The sequence below is a fragment of the Flavivirga amylovorans genome, from assembly GCF_030540875.1.
Classification (GTDB): Bacteria; Bacteroidota; Bacteroidia; order Flavobacteriales; family Flavobacteriaceae; genus Flavivirga; species Flavivirga amylovorans.
This window is the reverse complement of record NZ_JAUOEM010000001.1, coordinates 127,521-142,781: the sequence shown is the minus strand read 5'-3', so window position 1 is coordinate 142,781 and position 15,261 is coordinate 127,521. Positions and strand designations below refer to the sequence as shown.

The following is a 15,261-nucleotide window of genomic DNA, read 5'->3' as shown; positions in this document are numbered from 1 at the left end:
TATTTACTGACCAAAACCACCGTCACCATGAATACGTTTGACTTGTTTATCTTCTTTTGGTTTAATTGAATTATGATTTGGGTCATAAACCCAAATAACTTCATCTTTTAACTCCTGGTTTTCACCGCTTGCTATGGCAATAATTTTGTTTTCACCTTTTACTAACTCAACATCTTTAAAAATCGCAATATGGTAAGCATTAGGTTCTATTTCTCCAATTAATGAATCATTCACATAACATGTTACTTTAGAAAGATTTGTATAGATTTTAATTGGTGTTTCTACTTCATTTCTAATGTCATGACGCTTACTTGTAATATGAACCATTGGTGTATTAGACCAATTTGCTTTATAAAAATAAAACGCATCTTTTTTAGTTTTTCTATTGAAAGTGACTAGGCCTTTATCGTTTAAAGCGATAACCCCTCCTTCTTCTCGCTTTACGGATGCAAAATCAAACATATTCCAAACAAAAGAACCCCAGATATAAGGCGTGCTACTGTAACTTTCCCAAGCAGCTTCATGCACTTTAGCTTGCCATTCCTCAGGATGCCAAAAACTTTTAGGAACCGGTTGCTCTGGATTTTGCTCATGATGTTTAATATTAGCACCAGCACCATGCTCGCTAAAACAAAACCCTCCATCTTTACTGGTGTTTTTGTACTTGTTCCATTGTTTAGCATTTTTTAAATGCTCAAAAGGGTCGTACCAACCTGGATAACGATTCCAACCCAAAATATTTGGAATTTTATTTATTTCTGGAGCAGCCATGTGGCTTGTTGCTGCTATAGTTGGACGCGTTTTATCTTCAGCATTTGCTAACAATTTTAAATCCATTAGCATTCTATGTGGATCATTTTTCTTGACATGAATTTCATTAAACAATCCCCAAGCAAAAACAGATGGGTGATTGATTTGTTGACGAATCATATCTTTAAGTTGGTTTTTAGTAGTTTCAGCAAATGCTTTATCTTCATTCATTGATCCTACAAGTGGAATCTCTGACCAAACCAAAATCCCCGCTTTATCACACAAGTCCACGAGATCATCTGAATGCTGATAATGAGCGCAACGCAATGCATTTGCCCCCATTTCTTTAATTAAATCAATATCTTCTTCTAAATGTTCTTTTGAAACTGCCCAACCAATATCTTTTCTATCTTGATGTTTTGATACGCCTCGTAAGCGATAGGGCTTATCATTAAGAAAGAAGCCTTTCTCGGCATCAATATAAAAGCTTCGTAAACCAATATTTTGAGTAACTCTATCTACCAATTCACCGTTGGGTTCTCTTACTTCTGCTACAGCTTTATACAGATAGGGGTCTTTTGTACCATGCCATAGATGCGGATTCTGTAACTCTAATGTTAATGTGTACGGTGCTGTTAAATTTGGAGAAATGTTTATGTATATTTCTTTAGCAGCTACTTCTTTATCTTGATGGTCTAACAGCTTAACCCGATATAAATAACGTCCTTCTTGAATGGTTTCACCTATTTCCTTTGGAAAGTGTGTAAAAGGTAACCCGTTAGATGTACCGTTAGAAATCCAACCTATAACTTCTAGTAATGCTTTTTCATCAGACACCTCAGATTGTAACCATGTTACTCCTTTTGAGACATGATCTGTTAACGCAAAACTAACTTTAGCTGTTTCTATTAAAAAAACTGATCTATACAATCCTCCGTAAACGTTAAAATCACCTCCCAACGGAGCAATATCCGTAAACTTAGAATTATCAACCGAAACCACTACTATATTAGGTTCTGTATCTGAAAGGTATTTTGTGATCTCAAAACCAAACGCACCAAACGAACCTCTGTGAGCTCCAACATGCTTGTTATTAATATATACGTTTGCTACTTTGCTTGCCGCTCCAAAACGTAAAAAATAACGTTTATTCTTTTTGAAATTAATATCTAGAAGCTTTTTATACCATCCAACCCCTTTGTAATACTCTTTATTTCCTTTTTGCGCTTCTTGAAACCCCCAATTATGAGGTAGTTTAATAGGTTGCCAATCATTACTATTTAGATTAATCTTGTCTAATGATTTTATTTCATTTTTTATAAAATGCCAATCAGAATTTATATTAAAAACTGTTCTTGGTAATGATTTTCTATTGCTATTTTGACCAAAAACTAGTGAAAAAAAGTTTAAGGTTATACCAATCAGTATGACTCGTAACACAAACCAATTACCGTTTTTTTTCTTTAAAATCATATAAATATGTTATCTAAATTACAAATGTTTATTTGCATTGATCTTTAAAAGTATCCATCCTATTTTTTAGAAGCCAACCACTCCATTGCCATTGTGGAAACTGATTCTGGGGCTACTTGATGCCCGCCTTCATGAGAAAAATGCTTAACTGTACATTGATGCTTTTTAAGCGTTTTGGCATCTATATCTTTCCACTTATTAGCACCCATATCTTTAATGCCATTAACTTGTGCAATCCGCATCCCTTTTTGATAAGGTTTATCTTGATATGTATCTCCACCTAACCAGCCACCATAAGCTAAAATCCCTGCGAATTTTTCATTCCTTCGTGTAGTTAACTGGTATGATCGCATTGCGCCACCTGAAAAACCAGACAAATAAACCCTAGAAGTATTATGAGGTATATTTTTAAATATGGCATTTAGCAGCTCGTCTTCCATTTTTTGCTCTAAACTGTGATTTTTCATACCATTTTTAAGCATATCGCATCCCACCAAAATCCATCCCATTTTTTCTACACTAGCCTTCATCTTATTCAAAATGCCCAAACCATTCCCTCCTGGGCTAAAAGCTATTATTAAAGGGCGTTTTTTTGAAGTCTCAAAATTTGATGGTGTATAAACATGGTACATCATATTGGTATCACCTTCTGCCTTAAACTTAATTGTTTCACCAGGCTTTAATTGTTCAATACTTTCAAATTCATCTACATTTAATCGCTTTTGAATATCAAAAAAACCATTTGCAAATGCAATACCCAAACGCTTTAAGCCTTCAGTATTATAATGCAAATTATCTTTATGCTTTGGGTAATCATTCCATAAAGTATCTGTTGATGTTTCTACCAACTCAGAGAAATAATCCTGTTCCACAAATTTTTTCATTCCAGTTCTAACCACATCAACTCCGTTCTCTACTTTACGATTTAAAGCATTAATTTGTCCCAGAACAAAAGGCATTTGTGGTACATTCAAATCGGTTCGATAAGCATTTACAAGCTCTTTTAGTCCGTTTTTATATTTTTTTGCAGCAATAGCGTTATTTGTATCACTTTCTCCTTGCATCCAACCCAATCCAATTATTTTATAAGATTTGCTCTGCTTTTTTAGATACTCTAAGTTTTGATTAATATCTGAAATATGTAAATCGTATAGTTTTAGTTGTTGTTTATACTCGGTTTTTTCAGTAAGTAGTACTTTGCTTTTATCCCATTTTGGATTCCATGCACCATATAAGGATGTGCCTCCATGTGCCCTTTTTATAAACAAAAACTCTTGATGAGGATAGGCTTCAGAAAGTGTAGCCCCCAACATAAGTTCTAAACCAAATCGTTTTGAAAAATTGTATTGCTTACCAGACGTATTGTTGTAATAAGATAATGGTTGTGCTGTTTTACCATTATAGCTCAGAGACACTTTTTTTGATGCTTTAACTATACGCTGTTTTGTTTCAGGATCTAATTCATAATAGTTTCCTGCTCCTACCATGTTAGATTGTCCTGCTAGCAACACAACATGTACATCATATTTTTTAACCTGTTTTTGTGCAAATGTGTAATTAAAAACAGTTGCAAAAAAAATAATAGTTAAAAATTGAATACACCAATACTTCATACTTCATCTTTTCTAATAATAATTACTGTAACTATAAATTCACCCCTGTCCCTTGTAAGGAATTATCATGATCCCACATAATTAACCAAGGATCTTTTGTATTTAACTGAAAATCTTTCATTTTTAGTTTCATGGACTCTAAAATCTCTTGATAATCCTCTTGCTTTGCTAAATTATCGCTCTCTCCTGGATCTTTTGATAAATTAAAGAGTTCAAATTCTGGTCGATACATGTAGTCCTTAACTGTACGCTTTCCAAAATACTCTTTATTGTTTCTGTAAATACCTTGCCATGTGGAAGCCGCCCATAAATCTGATGCAAAAGGGTAATCTAATTGATAAGCTACATTCCATATAAGTTTGTAATCCCCATCTATAACTACGCGCATGGGGTAGTACATTGTAATTTCATGAAATGTATGAGATGCATAGATTTTATCCCATCCGTTTGGCTTTTCCTGATCAATAATAGCATTAAATGATTTTCCATGAAACTCATTTTCTTGATAAGACACATCTGCCATATCCAATATGGTTGGTGTTAAATCTACCCAAGAAATTCTGGCATTGTTAACAATACCCTTTTTGCCTTTTGTTGGGTCTTTTATAATACACGGTAGCTTAATTCCCGGTTCGTAAACAGTGGTTTTAGCACCTGGAAATGCCATACCGTTATCTGAAATGTAAAACACAATTGTATTATCAAGTTTACCAGCTTGTTCTAAATGTTGCATTAATCTCCCAAAACCTTGGTCTATTCTTGAGATACTTTGATAGTATTGCGCAATTTCCTCCCTTGACTGTTTTGTATCGGGTAAAAAATCGGGAACCAAAACATCTTTTGGATCATATACAATTTGCTCTACATCTTTATATCCTTCGGGTTTATTACCAAATGAATTTGGGATATCCCATTTTTCTGGTTTAAAAGGGTGTCCTCTGTGAGGGTCATCTGTACAGAAATATAAGAAGAAAGGTTTTTCAGAATTTAATACACCTTTTGAAGCATCGGCCATTTCAACTGTATTCCTTGGATCGGCATTTAAAACCTCATCAAACAAATACACACTTTCTGGAGCTACATGGTATTTACCAATTCTTGCTGTTAAATACCCCACATCAGACAATCTATTTGAGAGTGATTTAATCCCATCAAACGTACTAAAATGGTGATAGTCATGCACATGTCCATATGATCCTGTAGCATGTCCAAATTTACCAGAAAGTATCACAGATCTACTGGCCGCACAACTGGCACTTGTACAATAGGCATTGGTAAACCTAACACCTTCAGCTGCCAACTTATCCAGGTTTGGTGTTTTTATAACGGGATTGCCATAGCTCCCTAAGGCATCAGTCCCATGATCGTCCGCAACAAACAAGATGATATTAGGAGTAGTATTATTAACAGTTTTATGTTTGTCACTTTTGTCTTGAAAACAAGACGTAATTATTATAAATAGTATCGAGACACAAAATCTCTCTAACAGATAACAAAATTTATTTTTCATGAAGAAGTAGTTTAGAAAATATAAAAATATCTTTTTTATCAATAAAATCATGTATCTTAAAATAAATATATGGTACACATAAGTTCAAGTGGTTTCAATTATCTGTTGCATTGATTAACTTAGTAAAAGAGTTGGATAAAACCCCATTATAGAACACTATCTAAAATAAATAGTAATGAAAACTGAAATTACAAAATTAGGACTATTAATGTTAATGATATTTAGCTTTACCTTGTCATCATAAACGCAAGAAAAGAATAAACCTAAATTTGAGAAAATTTTGATACTGACAGTAATGGTTCCATTTCTTTGGAAGAATTTAAATCCGCAAAAAGAAAAAATGAAATATCTGCGGATAAATTAGATGGAGATGGAGCCCTTATACTAGCCGAGTTAAAAGAAAACTGGGATGAAAAAAAAGGTAAAAAGAAGAAAAAACACTAGTCATTTTACAACATTATACTTTAACTTAAGATCAAATCTTTAACTATTACAACTTATTTAACAGAAATAGTATAACTTCCCGTTAAATCTACTGCATTTGCGCTTATCGTAATCTTACCTTTTGTATTACCAATTCTTATTAACGCTGTTGCTATACCTGCTTCCGCTTTCACTTTTTCAACATTCAGAGTTTTAACATCACCGTTAATTGAGACATTAATATCTTCGAAAAAGTCTGGGTTTATGGTACCATTTTCATCCACACCAGCGATATACAAGAACAAAACATCATTTACTCCAGATTGGGGTGCTTTTCCGCTTTTATCCAACCACATCTTAAGTTTAGTAACGGCCTGAGGCGTTTTTACGACATCTTCTGCAACTTTTTTTCCGTCTACATAGCTTTCAGCTTTTAAACTACCTTTTATAAATGTTGGTAATTTAAAGGTAAATGGTGGGTGGTTCAACCCTTTGGAAATTTCATCATTGTCAGGTTTTTGTATACTCACCAAATTATCATTCAAATATAGCTTCACTTCTTCAGCATTGCTGTATACCTTAACATTCAATGAGGATGTATCGTTCCAATAACTGGCTATTTTAAGTATATGACCTTGGTCTCTATCTTTCTGACTTTGATAAAAATAATAGGCAAACTTTGGCAACCTAAAGATATCCATTAAACCAGAATGTTCAATATCATCATGATACCCACGGTTATAATCGTACATCACCCAATAACTGTCAGAATAAGCTATTGTGTTCGCTATGTTATCGTTATGGGCCTCCTGCACATTTTTAGCTTGACGTAACATACGTGCCTCTCCATAAGCTCTAGTCTGACGACTGCTTAATTCATTTCGTAATTCGTTAGGCAGTTTATCTTGATTGAGTCCTGCATTTTTAGAAAAATATTCCCAATCGCCATACTCTGAAACGGAAAGTGGTTTGTCTTTTAATTCATGTGGATGTAAAATACGGTGTTGGCGTGCTTGTAAATAAATATCGTATACTTCGTCCATCCATCCACAGGAATACACCTGTTCTCCAGGATATTCAGAATGTACAATTTTATCAAGTTTCTCCATAAAAGGAATGGGCATTTTGGTTTCGTTAAGTGAAACTTCCCAAGCCATTACACAAGGATGGTTTCTATCTCGACGTATCAAATTTGTTGCAGATTTATAACAATAATCTCTAAACGCATCTGTATCGTTATAAAATTGCCACCCTAAGATAGCATCTATCACCACCAAACCTAATTCGTCGCAAGCATCCATAAATGCAGGCGATTGTGGATAGTGAGACAAGCGTATGTAATCAAAACCTGCGTCTTTTATTTTTTTAGCATCACGATATTGGGCGTTATCTGACAAAGCATATCCTACAAACGGATACTCTTGATGCCGATTAACACCTCTTAAAAACGTTTTTTCACCGTTGATGTACAGTTGGTTATTCTTGAACTTAAACTCACGAATACCAAAGCGCGTAGTTTCTTCATCAATAACTTTTCCTTTTAAAAGTACTTTGGTTTTTAAGTGATATAGATGCGGATGCTTTGGAGACCATAAATTGGCATTTTGTAATGAAAACTGCTCGCTAATATCCATGTCGCTTTCAGCTTCAATATCAATTCTTGCAGACCGATTTTCTTCAACCAACTGTTCATCGTAATATATAGATTGTACCAACTCTACTGATTTTGGGACTTTGGTATCATTCACTATATGGGTTTTTACGCTAACTGTAGAGGTTTCTTTCGAAACTTTAGGTGTGCTAACAAAAATACCTCCTCCAGCAACTTTATCTGCTAAAACAGGGTGCGATATATACACTTTGTCTTTGACGCTTAACCATGCATTCCGATACAAACCACCATACATGTTAAAATCCAATCGTTTTAAGGGTTTGGGACCTGTTATAGGGTTATCGGTATTATTTAAACGTACCGCTATGGTATTTTTAGCATGACGTTTTAGATATTTTGTAGCATCCATAACCACTGGCAGATAACCTCCTTGGTGCATGGATACTTCCTCACCATTAATCCAAACGATGGAATGGTTCATAGCTGCTTCAAACTCAATAAATACTTTTTTATCTTCCGTAAAATTTGGAATATCGATAGACTTACGATACCAACACACACCTTGCCATTGATTATTAACCACCAGAGGTTCTATGTGTGCTGTATGAGGTAAATGTACTAGCTCCCAATCAGAATCATCAAAGTCGGTATCTTCATAGCCTTTTTCTGAAAGATTAGATGTTTCTAATCTCTTGAATTTCCAATTAGAATTGATTTTTATTGTTGAATCTTTGACCTCTTCACAAGATTGAAAAATGATGCCCAACAGTAAAATAAGGCCATAAAATTTCAAATATTTTAACACTCTAAACTTCATAACTCTTTGTTAGTTTTTAGCTTTTGCTTTAGTCTTAGCCTTTTTGTACAAATTGGTAAAACGCTTATATCCTATTTCTTCACCGGATTGCATTTTGGCATAATCTCCAGGCATTTCTTTTTTTAACCATTTCATTATTTCTGGTCCTTTGGTAATCACAGGATGATATACATCACTCACAGGTTTTAATTCTTCATCATAAGCTTTTACTTTTTGGCGTAGCTTTTGTAATACAGGTTCATAATCTGGGTTTTGTGCTAAATTATTTAGTTGATGGGGGTCTTCCTTTAGATTGTACAACTCTTCCTTTGGTTTGGAAGGCTCGAAAAATGGCTTTTGATTGTCGTTTAATTTACCCGCCTTATAAAGCGTTCTCATAACATGAACCGCTGGTCTATAAAATTCTAAGTAAGCCTGATGGGCATCATAAGGCAATTCGGGTTTATCGTTTCTTATATACGACCAATCTTCTGAAACTACAGCTCTGGATTGTTCCTCTATCTCATCCCATAAATCTCTGGCTCCATAAACATATTGTCTATTAAATTCTTTAGAAAATATAGGTTGTCCCGTCATATAATCTGGTACTTTAACCCCTGCAAAGTCAAGAATAGACGCCGTTATATCAGTAGCACTAACAACGTCTTTTCTTACCTGTCCTCCTTGAAATTCTTTTGGATAATAGACAATGAGAGGTATTCTTAAACCAGGATCTTGCAAATAGCCCTTACCACGAATGTTACAACGGCCATTATCGCCTATAAATATTACAACTGTATTATCTGCCAACCCTTTATCTTCCAATTCTTTAAAAAGCATACCAACCTCGGCATCCATATATTCAATTTGATCCAAATATTTTGCCCAATCCAATCTTATTGCTGGGTGATCTGCCATATAAGGTGGCATTTCTAATGTTTTTGTATCTACAGGATGTTTTGATTGTTTACGAATATCACTCCACCATTCACCTCTATGGGTCACCTTAAGTTGAATTTGTGCAAAAAACGGTTCATCTGCTTTTGTAAACGAATCGTATTTATCAAAAAGTCCAAATTGCGTTATGCCGTCCCAAGGCCCAATAGGGTCGTGCTTAAAGTTCACATCTATTTTTCGTCCCTTATCAAATACCTGTTCATGACCTAAAACACATGTGTAACCTACCTCTCTCAATTTAGCCGTAAAGGGTTTAAATTGTGGATCCAAGACAACATCCCTGTTACTTCTATGGTGGTGTGTGTTTGTTTTTACCTGATGTGTACCAATCATCATCGCAGAACGACTAGGTGAACATATAGAATTGGTAACAAAGGCATTATCAAAACGAATACCCGCATTTGCCATTTTGTTTAGGTTTGGGGTCTTTACATTTGGCATACCATAACATTCTAAATCTGTACTCATATCTTCAGCCATTAACCAAATAATATTTGGTTGTACTGTAGATGCTTTTGTTTTGGGTTCGGAATTTTCATTAGTCTTACATGATGTAGACATTAAGACTAGAGATATGATGAATGTATTAGTAAATTTCATTTTTTCGAATTAAGATCTATAATATTATGATTGAATTAGTCTAAAATACTCATAGAAACACACCAGATTGTCTCTCTAAATAAAAAGGCAGTACTTAAACGTAAAATTGGTGCAAAAAACACTAAAACCCATTAGTTAGATGACTATAAAACATTATTATTTTAAGATTTTTTTTATTGCTTCCTCGAAATCTAATAAAAAAGCATAGTTGCAAGCTTCTGAAATCATAGTATCATAAGTAAAGAAAACCAGAATTCATTTTATAAAAACTCAAAATCCCTAATAGAGGCTTGAGTTTTTATATTGAAACATTTATTTTATAAGAAAAAGATAAACTTCTTTAAATAATTTTTTCTAATCTAAACCATAAAAAATCAGTTATAAATTTATTCCTTAACAAACTTCAAGGTTTGCTCTAATCCATTGTTTTCCAATAGTATAAAATAAAGACCTGACACCAAATTAGCAGTATTAACTTTACCGCTTATTACTTTTTGCGTGCTAGTCTCTCTACCAGAAACATCAAATATTCTCGCTATAGCGCCTTCTGTTGCTCCTGATATGAATAAGGTATCTTTAGCTGGATTAGGATATAGATACAGAGATTTATCAATCTCTCCTGCTTTATTTAAACTAAGAACAGAAGAAGCTGCTGTAACTATTTCTTGTCTTCCTTGGTTATCACCAGTAGGAAAGGTTATGTTATAATCTGTAGCGTCTACTTTAACTAAAACTGAACTTTTATCATGATTAGGGTCTGCAACAAATATTTTATCTCCATCTATTGCTAATAAACACGGTACATCTACCTGAATTACAACCCCATTAGACGCAATTACAGACCCAGCCTCATAAAATGAGGCGTATAATCTATCATCTATTTCAATGGCATGTACACTTTCAGTATTTACTAGAATAGTTGGTCTCTTACTTATTCTATCTGGTATATTGGTACCATCTGCCTGTGGATAAATAAAATAAGCATAAGACTCATTGGCTGGTGATTGCCCATGATCTATCCAAGTACTAAAAATAGTCCCCTCGTCTTCTTGGTCCTTAACTGCCTCTAATTTACTCCAATTGTCTTGCCTAAAGCTAACATCTACTTTAAATGGTGTTGTAGATTGGTACACAGCATTGTCATGATACACCCAGTCATTGGCAGACATTGCCGTTTCTCCAGCAGGTAAAACCGTATTGTTTTTATCTTTGGCATCACCAATATTAAATGATTGTTGTATAGTTGTAAAGACATCATCTGCTGTACCAGTAAACTCTGAAGTGATAGTATTTCCGTCATTATTAATCGTTTCGATAATAGTTGTACCAGTACCATCTATACCGCTACCTAAACAAACGATAACATCTTCATCAAAAAACCAAGATTTCTTGGCATATAAATTTACTCTTTTATTGATCATAGAAGCCATACCTCGAGAGTTTACCGTACCAATACTTCCAGCATACGTGGTTTCTCCTAAAGCTTCAACCCTGTTATAATGACCATGGATTAAATTATTAATACCTTGATCACAAGTTACCCCTGGTAGCATTTTCCAGTTCCACAAAGCACCTATATTTTCATATTCTTTTCCTGATTGTTGAAACATCAGTACGCCATCCGACTGGTGCAGTCCGCGTTGATTTTCGCCATTAATGCTTTCTCCCCTTAGCACTCTGGTTGAATTCATTCTTACAGAAGCATACCAGTTTGCTGTTCTGGCAATAGCCAGATCTGATTTCCAAAATGATTTAAACCCGGTCAATTGATTAGGCCAAGTCAATATTTTTTCATATTCACTTGCAAAACTAGGGTCAGCTTTAATCATGATTTCCTTACCGCGAAGTCCTTTATTGGCTCTGTCAAACGTTTGGTTGTAGTCATTGGTTCTTGGCATAAGATTGTAGTCCATTTCATCATCCCAGTAAGTCCAACTTATACCATCTACAAAATAATTTCGTATAAACTCAAACGTATTTGCATTAGCTTGTACATCAAACTTATAAGGTGTTCCTGCTGCTATTTCTAGCCAGTCTAAATTATCAATGTAACTCGTACCATAGTTACCAAACTGCACTATGTATGTACCCGTGCCATCCGTTCTTGTGGAACCATCAGGATTAAACTGATTTCCATGAAAATGGAAGCTTCCATCTGGTTGGATACCCTCTTCCCCTGAAGGTTGCGTGTATTGCTGATAAATTTGATTTATTTGATTGATTAATAAGGCTTCATCATCTGTAAACATGGCAATTAAAACTTGTGTTTCGTTTCTCCATGCTGAGTTACTATTTTTATATTTATTTGGTTTTGGTGCCCTGTCCATAATAGCTTTAAGAGCAGGGTTTTTAGACACTCCACCAGTAGTGGTTTCATGATAATTATATTTATCTAGAACAGGTTCTACTTTTTCTATGTTAAGAAATGTAGTAATAAGATCTTGTTGCGCATAAATCGTTTTTCCTGGAAAGTTACTAGTTTGATAATCTTTTAGAACCCAATGGTCAACCCCTAAATATACAGCATTTAGAACATCAGTATTTTGATACCATAGTATATTGTTAGCATCAGAATATGCTCTGGATAATATTTTTAAACGAAAAAGATGTTCACGAGATGTCCATTTCGTGGTCTGAACATCAACATTGTAAACAATATCTGACCAACTGCCAATCATTTCAGAGTCAGTGGGGTGAGTCATCAATTGGGTATCTATATAATCTTGTATAACCGCATCTTCTGGTATAGAACGATTATATTCATTTACCAAATTATCTCTAATAAGATCATAATCTTGGATGTTTGTTTGGGACATTCCTGTAAAACTTACTAAAAGTAGAATTAGTTGTTGCGTAATTTTTTTCATTTCTGTCTTATTTTATTGTTAGAGATATTTAGTTTTCCACATTTTCTATATGTTTTATATCATTATCATAGATTATCCATATCTATCTATTCTTTTAAAAATTGTTCTATTTTATAAGACATAGCCTCTGTAATATCAGGTTTGTATCCAGACTTTACAAATCTATATACTCCATTTTTATCAATGATGATATTTGTTGGATATGACTTTATATCAAATTTACTTGCTATCCATCTACCATCCTCAACAATATCGTATTTAAAAGGGGTATTCCTTAAAAATTTACTCAACTTATATTCTAAATCCAAAGCAACAGCTATAAATTCCACATCCTCATCTTTAAATTTTTCTTTTAGCTCATTTAATTGCGGGATTTCCTTTTTGCAAGGAGCACAAGTAGTAAACCAAAAGTTTAAAACAACAACCTTGTTTCCCAAAATTTCCTTGCTCTTAAAACGTTTCCCCTGTAAACTTTTAAAAGAAAAGTTTGGGGCATTTTGTCCAACCAATTCTACATTCTTTTCTTTGATTTTATCATATCTCTCTTTAACACCAGAAACATACGTTTTATGCTCTTCTGGTGTTCTAACAGAAAAACCCGCCAAACTATATGTAGTTTCAGGTAACTTCTTGTATAAGATATTTTTTGCAGTAACTGTATATGTCCCAAAACGTTTATCTTTTGTAGTGTATTTTAATAAGAAACCGTTTGCTTTAAATTGCTTTACATATCTTAATCCAAACTTATCTGTGGTTAATATCTCTTCAGTATTTCCTTTTATATTTACAGTATAAACTTGACACGGCATCCCTAAAAACGTTTTGGTCTCATCATTCTGAATTGTAACATCTCTGGTTGGTTCTTTAAAACCACGTATTACAGCATTCTTCGCTTTTTTATTGGCCAAACAAGAGTACGTAAGCTCTTTGTCATAATCGTTAAAATTAAACAATTGGATATCATTTCTATTCGAAAAGCTTTTTTCAATCATCTTATTTTTATTGAAAATCACCACAATCTCTCTTTTAAAGTATATGGAGTTTTTCTGTTTATCAGTTAACTCATTATGATATTCTACATCATAAGTAATGATAACATCGTTAACAATATTATTGGCTTTATCGGTTTTCCATTGGGCATGAATTGTTGAGCAAAAAAGTCCAATAAACAGAATTTTAAATACTATTTGTTTCATATATATAGTTGTAATAAAATCTTATAAGTTACTGAATACCCCTCCAGAAAATGGATAATTCATGCTCTTTACACTTTCTCTTTTTAAAATATCGTTGGCATGCTTTACAATTTCGGGATGTTGTTTAGATACATCATTTTCTTCATTAATGTCTTTTGACAAATCATATAGTTCGGTATGATAATTATCTCCATATCGCACCGCTTTCCAGTTATCGATACGTGTTGCCTGACGGAAGCCTTTTACGGATGGTCCTTCTTGAATTTCCCAATACAAAAACTCATGCTTTGTCTGTGGTTTACCTAATAGTTCTGGTAAAATTGAAATCCCATCGATGTTTTCAGGTACTTTGGCTCCTGCAACTTCTGCCAAAGTTGGCATCATATCATAAAATGTACTTGGGTGATTACTTACTGTACCTGCTTTAATTTTGTCTTTCCAGTAAGCAAACATAGGTACTCGAACCCCACCTTCATAAACATCACGCTTATGTCCTTTTAAATCGCCTGAGCTATTAAAAAACTTATAACTGTGATGATTCTCGTTATTTGGACCATTATCACTAGAAAATATAATCAATGTATTTTCTAACTCACCTGTTGCTTCTAACTTGTCAAACAATCGTTTAATTTGGGTATCTAACATTGTAATTCTCGCTGCATGACGGCGCTCTATTTCAGGCCATTCTTCAATTTTATCGGCATACAAATCTGTTTTACTTAAAAAGAACTCATGAGCATGCGGAATCCTGTAAGACATATACAAGAAGAAAGGTTTGTCGTTTTCTTTTTCATCTAAATAATTTAATGCGAAATTGGTTCTGAATTCATCTAAGCATTTGTAATTATTATAATTATAAAAAATTGAATCTTCTGTATTATTTACCCAATGCACGCGCTCATCAATCATATTACCTTTTGCAGACCTTCCCCATTGTTCCTGTACAGCATAATCGAAACCTCTACCTTTTGCCCAGGTAGACACATCTTCTGGAACACCTAAATGCCACTTGCCAATCATAGCCGTTTGGTAACCTGCTTGCTGCAATACTTCACCAATTGTAGCTTCTGATTTTTTTAACGGCACTCTATCCCACTTACCATTAATGCGCCCTTTATTACCACGAATACTCAAATGTCCAGTATGTAAACCTGTCATTAATACGGCTCTTGATGGTGAGCAGACCGATGTTCCTGCATAGAAATCGGTAAATTTCATACCTTTTGATATTAACTCATCTAAAAAAGGCGTTTTTATAACATCCTGCCCGTAAGCTCCCAATTCACCATAGCCCATATCATCAGCTAATAGAAAAACTATATTAGGCTTATTTAATGTTTCTCTAGATTTTGTTATAGATTCATTATGCGTTTTCTCTTGTTTTTTACATGATGTAAGGCACAAAAAACAAACAGCAAAATTTAAATAAATGATATATTTAACGGCTATACTCAATTTAGTAAA

9 protein-coding genes are annotated in these 15,261 nt (G+C 34.0%); 1 reads left to right on the top strand and 8 read right to left on the bottom strand.

Annotation, left to right across the window (positions count from 1 at the left end; all coding sequences use genetic code 11):
• Window positions 1-3: 3 nt before the first annotated feature.
• Genes Q4Q39_RS00440 through Q4Q39_RS00430 form a run of 3 tightly spaced genes read right to left on the bottom strand, consistent with a single transcriptional unit; the run spans window position 4 to window position 5,346 of the window.
• A complete protein-coding gene (locus tag Q4Q39_RS00440) occupies window positions 4-2,223 on the bottom strand; it encodes a glycoside hydrolase family 2 protein (protein WP_303280404.1) in 2,220 nt (739 codons plus the stop codon).
• A gap of 59 nt (window positions 2,224-2,282) precedes the next feature.
• Window positions 2,283-3,836 (bottom strand): sialate O-acetylesterase, encoded by a 1,554-nt coding sequence (locus Q4Q39_RS00435; RefSeq protein ID WP_303280403.1) that lies wholly within the window; start codon window positions 3,834-3,836, stop codon window positions 2,283-2,285.
• 31 nt (window positions 3,837-3,867) lie between these two features.
• Window positions 3,868-5,346, bottom strand: a complete 1,479-nt coding sequence (locus Q4Q39_RS00430; RefSeq protein WP_303280402.1) for a sulfatase family protein — start codon at window positions 5,344-5,346, stop codon at window positions 3,868-3,870.
• Between the two features lie 309 nt (window positions 5,347-5,655).
• Here Q4Q39_RS00430 and Q4Q39_RS00425 point away from each other — a divergent pair, with 309 nt between their 5' ends.
• Window positions 5,656-5,790: a hypothetical protein gene (locus Q4Q39_RS00425; protein WP_303280401.1), complete on the top strand. Its 135-nt coding sequence runs from the start codon at window positions 5,656-5,658 to the stop codon at window positions 5,788-5,790.
• Window positions 5,791-5,843: 53 nt separating this feature from the next.
• On the opposite strand, the gene Q4Q39_RS00420 is transcribed toward Q4Q39_RS00425, so the two are convergent.
• From Q4Q39_RS00420 to Q4Q39_RS00400, 5 genes are all read right to left on the bottom strand, one after another.
• Entirely contained in the window at window positions 5,844-8,198 is a 2,355-nt protein-coding gene (locus Q4Q39_RS00420; protein ID WP_303280400.1) for a glycoside hydrolase family 2 protein, read from the bottom strand.
• 9 nt (window positions 8,199-8,207) lie between these two features.
• Entirely contained in the window at window positions 8,208-9,734 is a 1,527-nt protein-coding gene (locus Q4Q39_RS00415) for a sulfatase family protein (RefSeq protein ID WP_303280399.1), read from the bottom strand.
• A gap of 386 nt (window positions 9,735-10,120) precedes the next feature.
• A complete protein-coding gene (locus Q4Q39_RS00410; protein ID WP_303280398.1) occupies window positions 10,121-12,601 on the bottom strand; it encodes a polysaccharide lyase family 8 super-sandwich domain-containing protein in 2,481 nt (826 codons plus the stop codon).
• A gap of 86 nt (window positions 12,602-12,687) precedes the next feature.
• Window positions 12,688-13,797 (bottom strand): TlpA family protein disulfide reductase, encoded by a 1,110-nt coding sequence (locus Q4Q39_RS00405; protein ID WP_303280397.1) that lies wholly within the window; start codon window positions 13,795-13,797, stop codon window positions 12,688-12,690.
• 21 nt (window positions 13,798-13,818) lie between these two features.
• The gene (locus Q4Q39_RS00400; RefSeq protein ID WP_303280396.1) at window positions 13,819-15,252 is read right to left on the bottom strand and encodes an arylsulfatase; all 1,434 of its coding nucleotides are present in this window, start codon (window positions 15,250-15,252) and stop codon (window positions 13,819-13,821) included.
• Window positions 15,253-15,261 lie beyond the last annotated feature (9 nt).